Genomic DNA, 17,597 nt, shown 5'->3' on the forward strand with positions numbered 1-17,597 from the left:
TACCCGGCCTACTTTTACCTGTAGGCCCGGCAAGCAACGCGCCGCCGGGCAATGTTTTTTACTGACGAGCGGCAAGAACGTCTTTCTCATATGCCCGCACGTTGTCCAGCCACTGGCTGCCCGCAGGCGCATCGTGACGCTGGCAGTACATCTCCCACACCGCCTGCCACGGCAGGGATTTCTGCTCTTCCAGCAGCGCCAGGCGCGCGGTGTAGTCGCCGTTTTCTTCCAGCTGTTTCAGGGCGGCGACAGGTTCCAGCAGCGCGCGCAGCAGGGCTTTCTTCATGTTGCGGGTGCCGATAACCCACGCCGCGATGCGGTTGATGGAAGCGTCGAAGAAGTCGAGGCCAATGTGTACGCGGTCGAACAGATCGTGGCGGATGATTTCGCTGGCAATCGCCTGGGTTTCGTCATCCAGCAGCACCACGTGGTCGCTGTCCCAGCGCACCGGGCGGCTGACGTGCAGCAGCAGGCGCGGCACGTAGAGCATGGCAGCGGAGATTTTGTCGGAGATCACCTCGGTCGGATGGAAGTGACCGGCATCCAGGCACAGCGCGGTCTGGCGGCTGGTGGCATAACCCATGTAGAACTCGTTTGAGCCCACGGTGTAGCTCTCTGCGCCAATGCCGAACAGCTTGCTCTCGACGGCGTCGATGTGGTGCGCCGGGTCCAGCTTCTCGCTGATGGCCTCATCCAGCGCGGCCAGCAGGCGCTGACGCGGGGCCAGTCGGTCCACGGTGATGTCCTTCATGCCGTCCGGGATCCAGATGTTCATCACCGACGGCGTGCCAAGCTGCTCGCCGAAATACGCCGAGACGCGGCGGCTGGCTTTGACATGGTCGATCCAGAACTGGCGGATTTCGTCGTTGGCGTGCGCAAGGGTAAACCCGTCCGCGCTCAGCGGGTGCGAGAAGCAGGAGGGGTTAAAGTCCAGGCCCAGCTTATTGGCTTTCGCCCACGCCACCCAGTTCGTAAAGTGCTCTGGTTTGATCTCGTTACGCGCCACCGGCTCGTCGGATTCGAGATAAATGGCGTGCAGATTCAGGCGCTTTGGCCCGGGGATGAGGCTCAGCGCCAGCTCCAGATCCGCACGCAGTTCGGTGGCGTTGCGCGCTTTGCCCGGATAGTTACCCGTGGCCTGAATACCCCCCGTCAGGGAACCGCCCGGGTTCTCGAAGCCAGCAACGTCATCACCCTGCCAGCAGTGCATGGAGACGGGCAGACGGTCGAGCTGGCGCAGCGCCTCTTCGACATCCACGCCGACGGCGGCGAAACGCTGTTTAGCCAGGTCCCAGGCTTGTTCAAGTTGAGTGGTCATGCGCAAAGCTCCTTAGTCAGTCGTTTTTGCTGAAACTGCGCCCGGTAGCGGGCAATTTCATGGCAGGGATGGGGGGTGAAGGTGGTCAGGCTGTTATTCGCCGTCACCACCGAACGGAAATCGTCAACGTTGGACAGTTCGTCCAGGGTCATCAGCTGAATGCCGATATTGCCGAGCGTGGAGGCTTCAACCGGACCTGCCACCACGGTAATGCCGCAGGCATCCGCGCAGAGCTGGTTCAGCAGCTGGTTCTGGCAGCCGCCGCCCACGATATGCAGCTGCGTGAACGGTTTGCCGCGAAGGTCAGCCAGCTCGCTCAGAATGTCGGCATAGAGCAGGGCGAGACTGTCAAAAATGCAGCGCGCCAGCTCGGCGGGGCGGGAAGGTACTGGCTGCCCCGCTTCAAAACAGGCGGCCTGGATTTCAGCGCTCATGTGCGCCGGGTTGATAAAGCGGTCGTCGTTCGGGTTAATCAGGAAGGTGCAGGCCTTCAGCGTTTCAGTTTCCGCGATAAGCGCGGGCAGGTCGGTGATGGCCTGCTCTTTCAGCACCCGCTGGAGCAGCCACAGGCCCATGATGTTCTTCAGCACCCGGTAGCGCCCTTCCGCGCCACCTTCGTTAGTGATGTTCGCCGCCAGCGCAGCATCGCTGGTGTACGGGGTTTTGCTCTCAAAGCCCATCAGCGACCAGGTGCCGGAAGAGAGGTAGGCAGCATCTTTGCCAGCGAGCGGCGAGGCAATGACCGCGCTCGCGGTGTCGTGACTGGCGACGGCGACAACAGGGATTTCATTCCCCTGCGGGCAAAGCCAGTGGCCGATCACATTGCCCGGATGGGTTGGCGCGCCGAACCAGGACGGCGAGGCGCCCGTCCAGGCCAGCAGGTGTTCATCCCAGTTATCGGTGTTGATATTGACCAGCTGCGTAGTGGTGGCGTTGGTGTATTCCCAGTTCATGTTGCCGGTCAGACGGTAGCTTAAGTAGTCCGGGATCAGCAGCGCATGCGCCACTTTTTCGACCAGCTCTGGCTGTTGCTCAACCAGCGCGCGCAGCTGATACAGCGTGTTAAACGGCAGAAACTGAATGCCGCTGCGACCATAGATGTTCTCCTTGCCAAGCTGGGCGATGGCGTGCGCCATTAGCCCATCGGTGCGGCTGTCGCGGTAGGAGACGGGCAGGCCGACGCGTCCGCCGTGACTGTCCAGCAGTACGTAATCCACACCCCAGGTATCAATGCCGATACTGTCGATGCGAATACCGTCTTTGCAGACGTTGTGAAGTCCGGTGCGGATCTCTGCTTCCAGGGCGTCGATATCCCAGGTAACAAAACCGTCCTGTTTTTGCAGACAATTGGCGAAACGGTGCATTTCGCGAAGCGTAAGGGTGTGCAGGTCGCAGTCCCAGGTGGCGAGCATTACACGGCCGCTGGATGCGCCTAAATCGACAGCCACACAATGGCGAAAAGTCATGGTCGGGTCCTTTCTTAAGTCATTAGCGAGGAGTGTAAGAAAGGGAAGAAATAGCCACCTTCTCGCCACTGACAGCCCAAATCTCGCGCTGGCAAGAAAGCAAAGATGAACGTGAGGGAGTTCACAGTTTCCAGTAATGGCGGGGTTTGCAGGCAGTGTGACGCTGACCGCATTTCCTGATCTTTCCGTCTGTTTCTTGAAAAACTGACAGCTTTTGCGCGGTTTGCTGTCAAAAATTTAAGGTGAGCGTGGAAGGCCTTAATTACTATTTTGAGAACTTTTCTCATTGGTGGGGGCCGTTATGACCGTACTGCACAGCGTCGATTTTTTTCCTTCGGGGGCTTCGCCGGTCGCGATTGAGCCACGGCTGCCTCAGGCTGCGTTCCCGGAGCATCATCATGATTTTCATGAAATTGTGATTGTTGAGCACGGAACGGGCATCCACGTGTTTAATGGTCAGCCGTATACCATCAGCGGCGGTACGGTGTGCTTCGTGCGCGATCACGACAGGCACCTGTATGAACATACCGACAACCTGTGCCTGACCAATGTGCTCTATCGTTCTCCGGATGCGTTCCAGTTTCTTTCCGGGCTGAATCAGCTGTTGCCGCAGGAGAAGGACGGCCACTACCCCTCGCACTGGCGGGTGAATCAGTCCACGTTGCAGCAGGTGCGTCAGCTGGTGAGCCAGATGGAGCAGAGCGAGGATGGACAGGAGACGCACGCCATTGCCACCCGCGAGCTGCTGTTTATGCAACTGCTGGTGCTGCTGCGGCGCAGCAGCCTGGTGGAAGGGCTGGAAAATAACGACGCGCGCCTGAATCAACTGATGGCCTGGCTGGAAGATCATTTTGCCGAAGATGTCTGCTGGGAAACGCTGGCGGATGACTTTTCGCTCTCGCTGCGCACGCTGCATCGTCAGCTTAAGCAGCATACCGGGCTGACGCCGCAGCGCTACCTCAACCGTCTGCGCCTGATCAAAGCGCGTCACCTTTTACGTCATACCGACGAAAGCGTCACCGATATCGCCTATCGCTGCGGTTTCGGCGACAGTAACCACTTTTCGACGCTGTTTCGCCGGGAATTTAACTGGTCGCCGCGCGATATTCGTCAGGGGAAAGACGCGTTGCTTCAGTAACGCGAGGGCAGTCACCGTTTTTTTGCTGCAAAAAGGCTAATAATGTCCGGTTATTCGCCGTAGAGGTTGTGGTGTGGCTGCTCAGCTCATTCTTCGCAAAGATGATTTTTTTGCCTCCGCGAGTCAGGCCGTCGCGGTGGCCGACCGCTACCCGCAAAACGTCTTTGCCGAGCACACCCACGAGTTTTGCGAGCTGGTGCTGGTGTGGCGGGGCAACGGCCTGCACGTCCTCAACGACCGTCCCTACCGCATCACGCGCGGAGACCTGTTTTACATTCGCGCTGAAGATAAACACTCCTACGCCTCGGTTAACGATCTGGTGTTGCAGAACGTCATCTACTGCCCCGACAGGCTTAAACTGAATGTCGACTGGGCGGGCAATATCCCCGGTTTTCATGATGCCAGAGGCGAACCGCACTGGCGCTTAAGCAGTAACGGCATGGCGCAGGTGCGCCAGACGATTTCCCAGCTGGAGCAGGAGAGCCAGAAGAGCGATCCGGTGGCAAACCAGATGTCGGAGCTGCTTTTTGCCCAACTGGTGATGACCCTGAAGCGCCATCGTTACGCCACGGATAATCCCTCCGCCACCACGCAGGAAGCGCTGCTGGATAAGCTTATCACCCGGCTTGCGGGCAGTCTGAACAAGAGTTTCGTGCTGGAAAAATTCTGCGAGCAGGAGCAGTGCAGCGAGCGCGCGCTGCGCCAGCAGTTCCGCACCCAGACGGGGATGACGGTCAACCACTATCTGCGCCAGCTGCGCATCTGCCACGCCCAGTACCTGTTACAGCATACGGAGCTGATGGTGAGTGAAGTGGCGATGCGCTGCGGCTTTGAGGACAGTAACTACTTTTCGGTGGTGTTTAACCGTGAGGTGGGGATGACGCCGGTTCAGTGGCGTCATCGCAGTCGAAAGGCGGCGTAATCAGTTCGCCATGCCGAGGCCGACGATATTGGCCGCAATGATAATCACCACGCAGCCCAGGCTCAGCACGCCAACCGGACGACGCCCGGCGTTGTTCCACTCCTTCAGTACCAGCCCAACCAGCCCGCCGCACAGCACGTAGAAGCTCATGTGCAGCATCCAGCTCATGTAGTCATACTGCGCCGGAATACTGGCGTGACCCCAGGCGTAAAAGAAGAATTGCAAATACCACATCAGGCCGCCGAGGGCAGAGAGCAGGACGTTGGTGACGATCAGCGGTTTTGCCAGCGAGAAGTCGGCTTTTACCGACAGATTGTTCACTTTTGCCAGACGAATGAAGCAGAAGCCGAGGTTTATCAGCGCGCCGCCGCCCATGATCACCACGTAGCTTGGCAGGGCAACGTACAGCGGATCGACGCCCAGCGCCGCAGCGGCGTCGTGCATTGGTTTGGCGGCGTTCATGGCGAACGACATGCCCGCCGAAAAGACGCCGCACATCACCGCCAGCAGCAGCCCTTTCTTCAGGTTGAACTCTTCGGCTTTGATGCCCATCTTCCGTTCTTTCAGCTGGCCTGCGCGGGTGACAATGCCCACGCCGATCACCGCCACCAGCACGCCCAGCAGCGTCATTCGCCCGCCCTGGGTGTTGATCAGCACGTCGAAGTGGCCGTTGAGGATTGGCGTCATCAGGGTGCCAACAATCAGCGTAATGCCAATCGCGATGCCAATCCCCATCGACATGCCGAGGTAGCGCATGGTGAGGCCGTAGTTGATATTACCGATGCCCCACATCGCGCCGAACAGGAATACCGGCAGCAGGGTGGAGGCGTTGAAGGAGGAGAAGTAGCCCCAGAAATCGGGCAGCAGCATGGCGCTGATTGTCCACGGCAAAATCAGCCAGGACACGGTACCGCCAACGGACCACATGGTTTCCCATGACCAGCCTTTCACCTTTTTAAACGGGGCATAGAAACAGGCTGCACTGGCCGCGCCTATCAAATGCCAGAAGATACCCATCGTAATCGCATGATTCATTTTTACATCCTCATCGTTTTTATAGCCGGAGGCTTCCCGCCGACTTGATGAGTGTAAAAATGAGGCGGTTTGGGAACCTTCAGAAGGTTGCCGCACTTTTGTTCAGGATGGCAATCAGCACGTTAAGCACGTGAGCAGACTCACAATTTTGCCATTTATCAAAAAGCGAATAACCTTATAAAAACTACGGCATTGATAATCATTTTCAATATCATTTAATTAACTATAATGAACCAACTGCTTACGCGGCATTAACAGCTGTGCCGCCCGACAATAATGGAGAGGATTATGAGTTATACACTGCCATCCCTGCCGTATGCCTACGACGCACTGGAACCGCATTTCGACAAGCAGACGATGGAAATCCATCACACTAAACACCACCAGACCTATGTGAACAACGCGAATGCTGCGCTGGAAAGCCTGCCAGAGTTCGCTAATCTGCCTGTTGAAGAGCTGATCACCAAACTGGACCAGCTGCCAGCAGACAAGAAAACCGTACTGCGCAACAACGCGGGCGGTCACGCTAACCACAGCCTGTTCTGGAAAGGCCTGAAAACCGGCACCACCCTTCAGGGCGACCTGAAAGCGGCTATCGAGCGTGACTTCGGTTCCGTTGACAACTTCAAAGCGGAATTCGAAAAAGCCGCTGCAACCCGTTTCGGCTCTGGCTGGGCGTGGCTGGTCCTGAAAGGTGACAAACTGGCGGTCGTTTCTACCGCTAACCAGGACTCCCCGCTGATGGGTGAAGCTATCTCTGGCGCATCCGGCTTCCCAATTCTGGGTCTGGACGTGTGGGAACACGCTTACTACCTGAAGTTCCAGAACCGTCGCCCTGACTACATCAAAGCCTTCTGGGATGTAGTGAACTGGGACGAAGCAGCAGCGCGTTTCGCCGCTAAAAAATAAGGTTGCATTGACGCCTGTGAGAAGCGAGTCTGATGACTCGCTTTTTTTGTATCTGAAGGAGTGGAGATGCATTACCCGGTGAATGTGTTTACAGGCAAGGTAAGGGAGTACGAAGGCAGCCGCCCGAGCGCCATCGCCAAAGTGCAGGTCGACGGTGAGCTGACGTTGACCGATCTCGGGCTTGCGGGTGACCAGCAGGCTGAAAAGAAAATCCACGGCGGGCCCGATCGCGCGCTGTGCCACTATCCGCGCGAGCACTATCAGCACTGGAAAGCCGAATTTCCTGAACAGGCGGACCTCTTCGTCGCCCCCGCGTTTGGCGAAAATCTCTCAACGGAGGGGCTGACGGAGAAGAACGTCTTTATCGGCGATATTTACCGCTGGGGCGATGCTTTGATTCAGGTCACCCAGCCGCGCTCACCGTGCTTCAAGCTTAACTACCATTTCGGCATTCAGGATATGTCGGCCCAGCTGCAAAACACGGGTAAAACCGGCTGGCTGTATCGCGTTGTGCAGGCGGGACAGGTTTCGGCGGATGCGCCGCTTGAGCTGGCTTCGCGCCTGAGTGAGGTGTCGGTGTTCGAGGCCTGCGCAATTGCCTGGCATATGCCGTTTGATGACGAGCAGTATCACCGCCTGCTGTCAGCGGCGGGATTATCCACCAGCTGGACCAGAACGATGCAGAAGCGGCGGTTAAGCGGCAAGATCGAGAGCAGTTCGCGGAGATTGTGGGGGAAATAGTTCCCGCAGAAAGTAGGCCGGGTAAGGCGAAGCCGCCACCCGGCACATACGGTTACGAACGCTTATACAGCGGCAGCCACAGCGTTAACCTCAGCCCGCCCAGCGGGCTGTCATCGGCTTTCACCCAGCCACGGTGCTGTTGCATGGCGGTTTCAACAATCGCCAGACCCAGCCCCGTACCGCCGGACTCGCGGTCGCGCGCCTCGTCGGTGCGGTAGAACGGACGGAAAATCTGCTCGCGATCTTCCGGGCTGACGCCGGGACCATCGTCATCGACAATGACCGTAATCCCGTCTTTATCCACCGAAAACGCCACTTCAATCTTCGTGTGCGAATAGCGCAGGGCGTTACGCACGATATTCTCCAGCGCGCTTTCCAGCGTGTTGGGGTTACCGTAGAGCGGCCATGGGCCCGGCGGGAAGTTGACGGTGAACGATTTGCCCATCTGCTCCGCTTCGAACGCCGCGTTGTCCAGCACCTCATGCCAGAGGTGATTGGCTTTCACCGTTTCGCTCACCAGCGCGTTTTTCTGCTGATTGCGCGACATCACCAGCAGATCGTTGATCATGCTGTCCAGGCGATGCGCTTCCGTCTCAATACGCTCCAGCTCTTTGCTCTCACCGCTGCGACGGCGCAGCAGGGCGGTACCCAGCTGTAAGCGCGTGAGCGGCGTCCGCAGTTCGTGGGAGATATCCGACAGCAGACGTTGCTGGGCCGTCATCATCCGATCAAGCGCGCTGACCATCTGGTTAAAGCTGGTTCCGGCGGCCAGGAACTCCTGCGGCCCGGATTCCAGCTCCGGATGCTGCCTCAGGTTGCCCTGCGCCACTTCGTCCGCCGCATTTTTCAGCTTACGCGCCGGTTTCGCCAGGCTCCACGCCAGCCATAACAGCAGCGGGGAACTGACCAGCATCGTGACAATCAACAGCAAAAGCGGACGGTCAAACAGCAGGTTGATGAAGTCGGACTGGGAACTGCTCGCAGGTCGAATCAGATAGAGCTGGTAATTGTCTTCCCCATCCCGCACCGAGAAAGGTCCGACCATCTCTACCCGACCATATTTCTTTTTCTGTGGGTGATCGGCGTTATCCGCCTGGCCAATAAAGTTGCGGATAATCTGCATTTCATTGCGATCGGCCCCAATCACGCGGCCTTCACTGGTGACCAGTAAAAGACGTTGTCCGGGGGGCGCCCACTTGTCGATAGCGCGAAACAGCCTGCGCCACCACATTAAATCGTTCGGCGGATCGTTTGCCAGCTCCGCTTCCACGTGCTGCTCGATCATCACGCCCTGACGTTGCTCGCTGTCGAGCAGCTCCGTCATCTGGCGTGAGTCGAGTTTTGGCAACATCAAAACGAGCATTAAAACCAGTGCCAGCGTCAGCCAGAATATGGCGAAGATGCGGGCGGTTAAGCTGCCTATCATGAAGCGGAAACCATCAGATAACCGCGACCACGCAGGGTTTTAAACCAGGGGTGACCGTCTTTACGCTCCGGCAACTTACGGCGCAGGTTCGAGATATGCATGTCGATGGCGCGGTCAAACGGGGTGAGGCGTTTGCCCAGCACTTCCTGGCTTAAGTGTTCACGCGACACTACCTGGCCGAGATGCTGCGCCAGCAGATACAGCAGGGTGAACTCGGTGCCGGTTAGCTCCAGCGTTTCACCGTCGAAGCTCGCTTCCTGGCGGCCCGGGTTCAGGCTCAGGGAGTCCACTTCCAGCGTAGGCGAGCTGTTGTCGGTATTCTGCTGCTGCTCGCTCCAGTGAGAGCGGCGCAGGATCGCGCGAATACGGGCCACCAGTTCACGGTCGTTGAACGGCTTAGGTAAATAGTCATCCGCACCCAGCTCAAGGCCGAGTACGCGGTCAAGCTCGCTGCCGCGTGCGGTCAGCATAATGACGGGGGTCTGGTGTGTCTGGCGAAGCTCTTTCAACGTATCAATACCGTTTTTCTTCGGCATCATGACGTCGAGCAAAAGTAAATCGATGCTGTCGTCAAGGAGACTCAGCGCCTGTTCCCCATCATGGGCAACCAGGACGTTGAAACCTTCCATGTCGAGCAACTCCTTTAAAAGAGATGTGAGCTCTCGGTCATCATCAACTAACAGGATTTTATTCATTGTTTAAATACCTCCGAGGCAGAAATTACGACATCAAGGCTATCTAATCCATGACTTTACGTTGTTTTACACCCCCTGACGCATGTTTGCAGCCTGAATCGTAGACTGTCTCTCGTTGAATCGCGACACGAAAGATTTTGGGAGCAAGTGATGCGCAAAGTTACCGCTGCCGTCATGGCCTCAACGCTGGCCTTCAGTGCGTTTAGCCAGGCTGCTGTAGCTATCATCAGCGATAACGGTTCCTCAGCAGAGGGCGCAACGCAGCACAGCAGCCAAAGCCATATGTTTGACGGCATAAGTTTAACCGAACATCAGCGTCAACAGATGCGAGATCTGATGCAGAGGGCAAGACACGACCAGCCCCCTGTTAATGTTAGCGAAATGGAGACAATGCATCGCCTTGTCACCGCAGAAAATTTTGACGAAAGCGCTGTCCGCGCTCAGGCCGAAAAAATGGCGCAGGAACAGGTTGCCCGCCAGGTAGAGATGGCGAAGGTTCGCAACCAGATGTTCCACCTGCTAACGCCCGAGCAGCAAGCGGTTTTGAATACCATACATCAGCAACGTATGAATCAGTTGCGTGAGGTTGCACGGATGCAGCGAAGCTCAGATATGACGCTTTTCAGTAGCAATAGCAGTACCCGTAGTAACCAGTAAACCCTGTTTTCCTTGCCATAGACACCATCCCTGTCTTCCCCCACATGATGTGGGGGTTTTTTTTGCCCATCGTTCAGGTTTGTTAACGCTTTATTCATCCTTTCACTCCACCACCATCCGTTATACTAGCGCCATGGCATGACAGGAGTGTTTATGAATCAATCCTATGGACGGCTGGTAAGCCGGGCCGCAATAGCCGCGACGGTGATGGCGTCGTGTTTGCTGATCATTAAAATTTTCGCGTGGTGGTACACCGGGTCGGTCAGTATTCTGGCGGCACTGGTGGATTCACTGGTGGATATTGCCGCCTCGCTGACCAACCTGCTGGTGGTGCGCTACTCGCTGCAACCGGCGGATGAAGAGCATACGTTTGGCCACGGCAAAGCGGAATCACTGGCTGCGCTGGCACAAAGCATGTTTATTTCGGGCTCCGCCCTTTTTCTGTTTTTGACCGGCATTCAGCACCTTATTTCGCCTTCGCCGATGAACGATCCGGGCGTTGGCGTGGTCGTAACGGTAGTTGCACTTATAAGCACACTTGTTCTTGTAACGTTCCAGCGCTGGGTTGTACGCAAAACACAAAGCCAGGCTGTACGGGCCGATATGCTTCATTATCAGTCTGATGTTATGATGAATGGGGCTATTCTTATTGCGCTTGGTCTGGCCTGGTATGGCTGGCATCGGGCCGATGCGTTGTTTGCGTTAGGGATAGGGATCTATATTTTATACAGCGCGTTGCGGATGGGGTATGACGCGGTGCAGTCGCTTCTTGACCGTGCGCTTCCGGACGCAGAACGTGATGAAATTTATGCCATCGTGATCAACTGGCCCGGCGTCAGTGGCGCTCACGATCTTCGTACGCGGCAGTCAGGGCCGACCCGCTTTATTCAGATTCATTTGGAAATGGAAGACAACCTGCCACTGGTTCAGGCGCATATGGTCGCTGAACAGGTGGAGCAGGCGATTTTGCAGCGTTTCCCTGGGTCAGACGTCATTATTCACCAGGACCCATGCTCTGTCGTACCCAGGGCGTTTTGAGCTTTCGTAATTCGTTGTAAAAAAGTGAGCCAGAGCAGCATTTTGTGGATAAATTACCACCATATGGCCTGACCTGAATCAATTCAGCTGGAAGGGATTGATATACTATTTGCAGTATTCGACGGTTGAACAGTTTCTTCCGGCAGCAGATTTCAATTTTGCATTCCTAAGTTCAGAGGTAGTCATGATTAAGAAAATCGGTGTGTTGACAAGCGGCGGTGATGCGCCGGGCATGAACGCGGCAATCCGTGGGGTTGTCCGTGCAGCGCTGACGGAAGGTCTGGAAGTTTTTGGTATCTATGACGGTTACCTGGGTCTGTATGAAGACCGCATGGTTCAGCTCGACCGCTACAGCGTGTCTGACATGATCAACCGTGGCGGTACTTTCCTCGGTTCTGCGCGCTTCCCGGAATTCCGTGACGAACACATCCGTGAAGTGGCTATCGAAAACATGAAAAAACGGGGTCTGGATGCGCTGGTGGTTATCGGCGGCGACGGCTCGTACATGGGTGCAAAACGTCTGACTGAAATGGGCTTCCCGTGCATCGGCCTGCCTGGCACCATCGACAACGACATCAAAGGCACCGACTACACCATCGGTTACTTCACCGCGCTGGGTACCGTTGTGGAAGCGATTGACCGCCTGCGTGACACCTCTTCCTCACACCAGCGTATTTCCATTGTTGAAGTGATGGGCCGTTACTGCGGTGACCTGACTCTGGCGGCGGCAATTGCCGGTGGCTGTGAGTTCGTGGTGGTGCCGGAAGTGGAATTCAGCCGTGAAGATCTGGTCGCTGAAATCAAAGCCGGTATCGCGAAAGGTAAGAAACACGCCATCGTTGCTATCACCGAGCACATCTGTGACGTTGACGAGCTGGCGAAGTACATTGAAACCGAAACCAAACGCGAAACCCGCGCGACCGTTCTGGGTCACATTCAGCGTGGTGGTTCCCCAGGCCCGTACGACCGTATCCTGGCGTCCCGCATGGGCGCGTATGCGATCGAACTGCTGCTTCAGGGCCACGGCGGCCGCTGCGTCGGTATTCAGAACGAAAAACTGGTTCACCATGACATCATCGACGCCATTGAAAACATGAAGCGTCCGTTCAAAGGTGACTGGCTGGACTGCGCGAAAAAACTGTACTGATTGGCTCTGTTGCCCGGTGGCGGCAAGTTAAATGCAAAACGGTAACCCTTGGGTTACCGTTTTTTATGGTTGCTCCCTCTCCCGTGGGAGAGGGTTGGGGTGAGGGCATCAGGCCGCTCATTCACTTTTTTTATTCCTCCACGTTATAGCCAATCTTTTTTTATTCTTTAATCATCAGTTAGCTTTCTGGCACGCTGCATTCATCAAAACACTACACAAGAGAGCTGGGCGATGAATAAATGGGGCGTGGGGTTAACATTATTGCTGGCATCAACCAGCGTTCTGGCAAAGGACATTCAGTTACTGAACGTGTCGTACGATCCGACGCGTGAACTGTACGACCAGTACAACAAAGCTTTCGCGGCGCACTGGAAACAGGAAACCGGCGATAACGTGGTGGTTCGCCAGTCTCACGGCGGTTCCGGTAAGCAGGCGACATCGGTGATCAACGGTATTGAAGCCGATGTGGTTACCCTGGCGCTGGCTTATGACGTGGACGCGATCGCGGAGCGTGGCCGTATCGACAAAAACTGGATCAAGCGCCTGCCGGACAACTCTGCGCCATATACCTCGACCATCGTCTTCCTGGTGCGTAAAGGCAACCCGAAACAGATCAAGGACTGGAACGACCTGATTAAGCCGGGCGTGTCTGTCATTACCCCGAACCCAAAAAGCTCCGGCGGCGCACGCTGGAACTATCTGGCAGCCTGGGGCTACGCGCTGCACCACAACAATGGCGATCAGGCCAAAGCACAGGACTTCGTCAAGGCACTGTTTAAAAACGTCGAGGTGCTGGACTCCGGCGCGCGCGGCGCAACCAACACCTTCGTCGAGCGCGGCATCGGCGACGTGCTGATCGCCTGGGAAAACGAAGCCCTGCTGGCGACCAATGAGCTGGGTAAAGACAAGTTCGAGATCGTCACCCCGAGCGAATCGATCCTGGCTGAGCCGACCGTCTCCGTCGTCGATAAGGTTGTTGATAAGAAGGGCACCAAAGCGGTGGCGGAAGCCTACCTGAAGTACCTCTACTCACCGGAAGGGCAGGAAATTGCGGCGAAAAACTTCTACCGCCCACGTGATGAGACCGTCGCGAAGAAATACGAAAACGCCTTCCCGAAACTGAAGCTGTTCACTATTGATGATGTGTTTGGCGGCTGGACCAAAGCGCAGAAAGAGCACTTCTCTAACGGCGGCACCTTCGACCAGATCAGCAAGCGCTAAGCGTTTTACAAAGAACGACACGGTAACCCGGTGTGAGAAATCCGCCGGGTTTTTTATTTGGTCATCATTTTGCGTTACTCTTTTGCCTCTATTGAAAACAGGGAACGCGTTGTGAAAAAAATTATCTTACTGATTCTGATCGTTATCGCCCTTGCCGCAGGCGGCGTGTACTGGATGAAAGCGGGTAATCCGAATGCGTTGCGTCATATCGTTCTCGACCAGTGTGTGCCCAACCAGCTGCACAACCGTAACCCGGCACCGTGCGCGCAGGTGAAGCCAGATGCGGGCTACGTGGTGTTCAAGGACCGCAACGGGCCGCTGCAATACCTGCTGATGCCCACGTACCGTATCAACGGCACCGAAAGCCCGCTGCTGACTGAGCCGCAGACACCGAATTTCTTCTGGCTGGCATGGCAGTCGCGTAACTTTATGAGCATGAAGCGGGGGGCCGACGTGCCTGACAGCGCCGTTTCGCTGACCATCAATTCCCCGACCGGGCGCACGCAAAACCATTTTCATATCCACATCTCCTGTCTGCGCCCGGACGTGCGCGAGAAGCTGAACGCGTCGCAGGGGCAAATCAGCACCCAGTGGTTACCGCTTCCGGGCGGGCTGGAAGGGCATGAATACCTTGCCCGTCGGGTGACGGAGAACGAACTGGTGCAGCGCAGCCCGTTTATGATGCTGGCGGAAGAGCTGCCGGAAGCCCGCGATCATATGGGACGCTTCGCGCTGGCGATGGCGCAGCAGTCGGACGGCTCGTTTGTATTGCTGGCGACAGAGCGTAACCTGCTTACCTTTAACCGCGCGTCGGCTGAGGAATTGCAGGATCATCAATGCGATATCCTGAAGTGACCCCACCATAAATAGCGTTTACTCGCCCTGCCTGTCGCCGTAGACTTGCTGAAAAATTCTACAGGAGACAGGTATGTCGCTCTGGTTATCGCATCCTCTGCTGCTTCCCTCGCTGATCGTCGGCGTCACCATCGTGCTGTGGGCGACGTCGCTGTTGCCGGAATTTATCACCGCGCTGCTGTTCTTTACGGCGGCGATGGCCGCCAGAATCGCCCCGCCGGAAGTGATCTTCGGCGGCTTCGCCTCGTCTGCCTTCTGGCTGGTGTTCAGCGGCTTTGTGCTGGGCGTGGCGATTCGGAAAACCGGCCTGGCGGACAGGGCCGCCAGGGCGCTGTCGGCAAAGCTTACCGACTCCTGGGTGCTGATGGTGGCGAGCGTTGTGCTGCTGAGCTATGCCCTGGCATTCGTGATGCCGTCGAACATGGGACGTATTGCGCTGCTGATGCCGATTGTCGCTGCAATGGCGAAGCGGGCCGGCATTCCTGATGGCTCGCGGGACTGGTTTGGCCTGGCGCTGGCGGTCGGGTTTGGCACCTTCCAGCTATCCGCCACCATCCTGCCCGCCAACGTGCCCAACCTGGTGATGAGCGGCGCGGCGGAAGGCTCATACGGTATCCACCTCAACTATGTCCCGTATCTGCTGCTGCACACCCCGGTGCTGGGTATTCTCAAGGGTCTGATTCTGATTGGCCTGATCTGCTGGCTGTTCCCCGGCAACCCAAAACCGGCGAAGGATCTCGCGCCATCGGAACCGATGGGGCGTGACGAAAAACGACTCGCCTGGCTGCTGGCGGTGGTGTTGACGATGTGGGTGACGGAGAGCTGGCACGGCGTGGGGCCAGCGTGGACGGGGCTGGCGGCCTCGGTCATCGTTATGCTGCCGCGCATCGGTTTTATCACCGGGGAGGAGTTCTCGGCGGGGGTGAATATGCGCACCTGTATTTACGTCGCGGGTATACTCGGGCTGGCCATTACGGTGACGCAGACCGGTATCGGTGCGGCAGTAGGCGAGGCGTTGCTCCATATCATGCCGCTGGATGCAGACCGCCCGTTTACCAGCTTCCTGGCGCTGACGGGGATCACCACGGCGCTCAACTTCATTATGACCGCCAACGGCGTTCCTGCGCTGTACACCACGCTGGCGCAGAGCTTCTCGGACGCGACCGGCTTCCCGCTGCTGTCGGTGATCATGATTCAGGTGCTGGGGTATTCCACGCCGCTGCTGCCGTATCAGGCGTCGCCGATTGTGGTGGCGATGGGCTTAGGGAAAGTGCCTGCGAAAGCGGGGATGCTGCTCTGTCTGGCGCTGGCGATTGCGACGTATCTGGTGCTGCTGCCGCTGGATTATCTGTGGTTTAGCCTACTGGGACGGCTGTAAAAAAGCCCGGTGGCGCTGACGCTTACCGGGCCTACAGAACCGTAGGGCGGGTTAGCGAAGCGCCACCCGCCGCAACAGCATTACGCCTGTTTAGCCGCTTCTGCCGCTTTAACGATCACCGCGAAAGCGTCTGCTTTCAGGGATGCGCCGCCAACCAGTGCGCCATCGATGTCTGGCTGGGTGAACAGCTCAGCTGCGTTTGATGCGTTAACGGAACCGCCGTACTGGATGATGACCTGCTCAGCCACTTTCGCGTCTGCTTTTGCAATGTGGTCACGGATGAACTTGTGCACCGCCTGTGCCTGCGCTGGAGTTGCAGATTTGCCGGTACCGATCGCCCAGACTGGCTCGTAAGCGATAACCGCGCCTTCGAACGCTGCCGCGCCCTGGGTTTTCAGCACAGCGTCGATCTGACGTGCGCACACTTCTTCGGTTTTGCCTGCTTCGTTTTCTGCTTCGGTTTCACCGATGCACAGAACCGGGATCAGACCCTGCTCTTTCAGCACAGCGAATTTCTTCGCGATGAACTCATCGGATTCTTTGTGATAGGTACGACGCTCGGAGTGGCCGATGATGATGTATTTCGCGCCGATATCTTTCAGCATTTCAGCGGAGGTTTCACCGGTGAACGCGCCAGACAGGTTAACGTCAACGTTCTGCGCGCCCAGAATGATGTGGCTGCCGTCAGCGGCACGTTTAGCCAGATCCAGGTACATATCCGGCGGAGCGATAGCAACCGCGCAGCCGGTCACGCCAGCCAGCTCTTTACGCAGGTTAGCAACCAGTTCGTTTACCATGTGGCGGCTGCCGTTCAGTTTCCAGTTTCCCATCACTAAAGGATGTCGCATTTCAATTCTCCACGCTCAATAAGCGAATTAAGGAATATGGCCGCCCTGTCGGGCAGCATGGTCTGTGAATCAGTATAGAGATTTTCCCTCGAAAGGCTTTGCTTTTTGTCATTAATTCGCCCCCTCGAGTGCGTCTGATAGGGCCAGCTTAATCGGTTCAACCGCGAAGGTCAGCCCCTTTTCGCCGTTATCTGCGACGACATAGCGAACGGCACCTTCCGTATCGGCGTAATAGCGTTTGTTTTTCCCGGCGGTAAGCAGTTTTTGCAGCTTTTGCTGGCTTTGCGCTTTCGTGAAGGTGGGGGTAAAGGCGCGCAGAATAGCGCTCATGTACTCCAGCGCTTTCGCTTTCGCCGCTTTCTGCTCTGGCCCCTGAATCGGCAGCCAGGTGATCTGCATGCTTTTGATTTTTAACGTTCCGCGCTCAAGGGCGGTAGAGGCATACAGATTCTCGTTAATTTTGCTGGCCGCGCGGGTCAGGGTCGGCGTATCGCGGGCGCTGTCAATCGCACGGAACTCTCCCAGCGGAAGTGAGGGGTTTTCTTTGTTGAAGGCTTCGCGGAACTGGCTGATAGATTGATCGAAAGAGGGAGCGCCCGCCAGAAGATAGGGGGCGGTGACCGGGGAAGCCGTTTCCGCGGCGTACAGGGAAAAACTGGCGCTCAGCATCGCTAAACACAAATAAAGAGAGTGTGCCGAACTTTTCATCAACATTGCCCCTGGCCGTCATTGCCCATGATTAAAACGATATCTGGTCGGCTTGTCAAAAGGTCACAACTCCAGGGTAAAATGCGGGCTAAACA

General features: G+C 56.8%; 17 protein-coding genes. 10 read left to right on the forward strand and 7 right to left on the reverse strand.

From position 1 onward, the window contains the following. Window positions 1–58 precede the first annotated feature (58 nt). Both rhaA and rhaB read right to left on the reverse strand, forming a co-directional pair. Window positions 59–1,318, reverse strand: a complete 1,260-nt coding sequence (gene rhaA, locus ACOTW6_RS18870; protein WP_045142625.1) for an L-rhamnose isomerase — start codon at window positions 1,316–1,318, stop codon at window positions 59–61. Next, entirely contained in the window at window positions 1,315–2,784 is a 1,470-nt protein-coding gene (gene rhaB, locus ACOTW6_RS18875) for a rhamnulokinase (protein WP_213789391.1), read from the reverse strand. Before rhaB ends, rhaA begins: the two co-directional genes overlap by 4 nt. A gap of 301 nt (window positions 2,785–3,085) precedes the next feature. Between rhaB and rhaS the strand changes: the two genes are divergently transcribed. Continuing rightward, window positions 3,086–3,922 carry an HTH-type transcriptional activator RhaS gene (gene rhaS, locus ACOTW6_RS18880; protein WP_015569934.1) on the forward strand — a complete coding sequence of 279 codons (837 nt, stop codon included), beginning with the start codon at window positions 3,086–3,088 and terminating at the stop codon, window positions 3,920–3,922. 73 nt (window positions 3,923–3,995) lie between these two features. Continuing rightward, window positions 3,996–4,844, forward strand: coding sequence for an HTH-type transcriptional activator RhaR (gene rhaR, locus ACOTW6_RS18885; protein WP_017382695.1), 849 nt, complete (start codon window positions 3,996–3,998; stop codon window positions 4,842–4,844). Here rhaR and rhaT read toward each other — a convergent pair whose 3' ends face one another. Then, a complete protein-coding gene (gene rhaT, locus ACOTW6_RS18890) occupies window positions 4,845–5,879 on the reverse strand; it encodes an L-rhamnose/proton symporter RhaT (RefSeq protein WP_121479419.1) in 1,035 nt (344 codons plus the stop codon). A 288-nt stretch (window positions 5,880–6,167) separates the two neighbouring features. On the opposite strand from rhaT, the gene sodA reads away from it, so the two are divergent. Both sodA and yiiM read left to right on the forward strand, forming a co-directional pair. Then, complete coding sequence (sodA, locus tag ACOTW6_RS18895) at window positions 6,168–6,788, forward strand: superoxide dismutase [Mn] (RefSeq protein ID WP_003861999.1); 621 nt, start codon at window positions 6,168–6,170, stop codon at window positions 6,786–6,788. 66 nt (window positions 6,789–6,854) lie between these two features. Then, complete coding sequence (gene yiiM, locus ACOTW6_RS18900) at window positions 6,855–7,529, forward strand: 6-hydroxyaminopurine reductase (protein ID WP_121479418.1); 675 nt, start codon at window positions 6,855–6,857, stop codon at window positions 7,527–7,529. A gap of 52 nt (window positions 7,530–7,581) precedes the next feature. On the opposite strand, the gene cpxA is transcribed toward yiiM, so the two are convergent. Further along, on the reverse strand, window positions 7,582–8,955 hold the full coding sequence (cpxA, locus tag ACOTW6_RS18905; RefSeq protein WP_015569937.1) for an envelope stress sensor histidine kinase CpxA: 1,374 nt from the start codon (window positions 8,953–8,955) through the stop codon (window positions 7,582–7,584). Further along, window positions 8,952–9,650 (reverse strand): envelope stress response regulator transcription factor CpxR, encoded by a 699-nt coding sequence (gene cpxR / locus ACOTW6_RS18910; RefSeq protein ID WP_003862004.1) that lies wholly within the window; start codon window positions 9,648–9,650, stop codon window positions 8,952–8,954. The genes cpxA and cpxR overlap by 4 nt, the downstream gene beginning before the upstream one ends. 150 nt (window positions 9,651–9,800) lie before the next feature. Here cpxR and cpxP point away from each other — a divergent pair, with 150 nt between their 5' ends. The 6 genes from cpxP to ACOTW6_RS18940 all read left to right on the forward strand — a co-directional run bounded on the left by cpxP (window position 9,801) and on the right by ACOTW6_RS18940 (window position 15,946). After that, entirely contained in the window at window positions 9,801–10,307 is a 507-nt protein-coding gene (gene cpxP, locus ACOTW6_RS18915) for a cell-envelope stress modulator CpxP (RefSeq protein ID WP_121479417.1), read from the forward strand. A 153-nt stretch (window positions 10,308–10,460) separates the two neighbouring features. After that, window positions 10,461–11,345 carry a CDF family cation-efflux transporter FieF gene (gene fieF / locus ACOTW6_RS18920; RefSeq protein ID WP_121479416.1) on the forward strand — a complete coding sequence of 295 codons (885 nt, stop codon included), beginning with the start codon at window positions 10,461–10,463 and terminating at the stop codon, window positions 11,343–11,345. Between the two features lie 184 nt (window positions 11,346–11,529). Next, a complete protein-coding gene (gene pfkA, locus ACOTW6_RS18925) occupies window positions 11,530–12,492 on the forward strand; it encodes a 6-phosphofructokinase (RefSeq protein WP_003862009.1) in 963 nt (320 codons plus the stop codon). 231 nt (window positions 12,493–12,723) lie between these two features. Beyond that, window positions 12,724–13,713 carry a sulfate ABC transporter substrate-binding protein gene (locus ACOTW6_RS18930; protein ID WP_032668967.1) on the forward strand — a complete coding sequence of 330 codons (990 nt, stop codon included), beginning with the start codon at window positions 12,724–12,726 and terminating at the stop codon, window positions 13,711–13,713. A 111-nt stretch (window positions 13,714–13,824) separates the two neighbouring features. Next, window positions 13,825–14,568 carry a CDP-diacylglycerol diphosphatase gene (locus ACOTW6_RS18935; protein ID WP_045334307.1) on the forward strand — a complete coding sequence of 248 codons (744 nt, stop codon included), beginning with the start codon at window positions 13,825–13,827 and terminating at the stop codon, window positions 14,566–14,568. 73 nt (window positions 14,569–14,641) lie between these two features. Continuing rightward, window positions 14,642–15,946 carry an SLC13 family permease gene (locus tag ACOTW6_RS18940; protein WP_062933632.1) on the forward strand — a complete coding sequence of 435 codons (1,305 nt, stop codon included), beginning with the start codon at window positions 14,642–14,644 and terminating at the stop codon, window positions 15,944–15,946. An 80-nt stretch (window positions 15,947–16,026) separates the two neighbouring features. On the opposite strand, the gene tpiA is transcribed toward ACOTW6_RS18940, so the two are convergent. After that, a complete protein-coding gene (gene tpiA / locus ACOTW6_RS18945; RefSeq protein WP_003862019.1) occupies window positions 16,027–16,794 on the reverse strand; it encodes a triose-phosphate isomerase in 768 nt (255 codons plus the stop codon). Window positions 16,795–16,905: 111 nt separating this feature from the next. Further along, window positions 16,906–17,502 (reverse strand): DUF1454 family protein, encoded by a 597-nt coding sequence (locus ACOTW6_RS18950; RefSeq protein ID WP_017383094.1) that lies wholly within the window; start codon window positions 17,500–17,502, stop codon window positions 16,906–16,908. Window positions 17,503–17,597 lie beyond the last annotated feature (95 nt).

The sequence above is a fragment of the Enterobacter cloacae complex sp. IR5403 genome (assembly GCF_049238705.1).
Taxonomy (GTDB): domain Bacteria; phylum Pseudomonadota; class Gammaproteobacteria; order Enterobacterales; family Enterobacteriaceae; genus Enterobacter; species Enterobacter hormaechei_C.

Coding starts and splice junctions, on each gene's coding strand:
- ACOTW6_RS18930 (WP_032668967.1), top strand. CDS start 12,724: ATGAATAAATGGGGCGTGGGGTTAACATTATTGCTGGCATCAACCAGC.
- rhaA (WP_045142625.1), bottom strand. CDS start 1,318: ATGACCACTCAACTTGAACAAGCCTGGGACCTGGCTAAACAGCGTTTC.
- pfkA (WP_003862009.1), top strand. CDS start 11,530: ATGATTAAGAAAATCGGTGTGTTGACAAGCGGCGGTGATGCGCCGGGC.
- cpxR (WP_003862004.1), bottom strand. CDS start 9,650: ATGAATAAAATCCTGTTAGTTGATGATGACCGAGAGCTCACATCTCTT.
- ACOTW6_RS18950 (WP_017383094.1), bottom strand. CDS start 17,502: ATGAAAAGTTCGGCACACTCTCTTTATTTGTGTTTAGCGATGCTGAGC.
- sodA (WP_003861999.1), top strand. CDS start 6,168: ATGAGTTATACACTGCCATCCCTGCCGTATGCCTACGACGCACTGGAA.
- fieF (WP_121479416.1), top strand. CDS start 10,461: ATGAATCAATCCTATGGACGGCTGGTAAGCCGGGCCGCAATAGCCGCG.
- cpxA (WP_015569937.1), bottom strand. CDS start 8,955: ATGATAGGCAGCTTAACCGCCCGCATCTTCGCCATATTCTGGCTGACG.
- yiiM (WP_121479418.1), top strand. CDS start 6,855: ATGCATTACCCGGTGAATGTGTTTACAGGCAAGGTAAGGGAGTACGAA.
- tpiA (WP_003862019.1), bottom strand. CDS start 16,794: ATGCGACATCCTTTAGTGATGGGAAACTGGAAACTGAACGGCAGCCGC.
- rhaS (WP_015569934.1), top strand. CDS start 3,086: ATGACCGTACTGCACAGCGTCGATTTTTTTCCTTCGGGGGCTTCGCCG.
- rhaB (WP_213789391.1), bottom strand. CDS start 2,784: ATGACTTTTCGCCATTGTGTGGCTGTCGATTTAGGCGCATCCAGCGGC.
- cpxP (WP_121479417.1), top strand. CDS start 9,801: ATGCGCAAAGTTACCGCTGCCGTCATGGCCTCAACGCTGGCCTTCAGT.
- ACOTW6_RS18940 (WP_062933632.1), top strand. CDS start 14,642: ATGTCGCTCTGGTTATCGCATCCTCTGCTGCTTCCCTCGCTGATCGTC.
- rhaT (WP_121479419.1), bottom strand. CDS start 5,879: ATGAATCATGCGATTACGATGGGTATCTTCTGGCATTTGATAGGCGCG.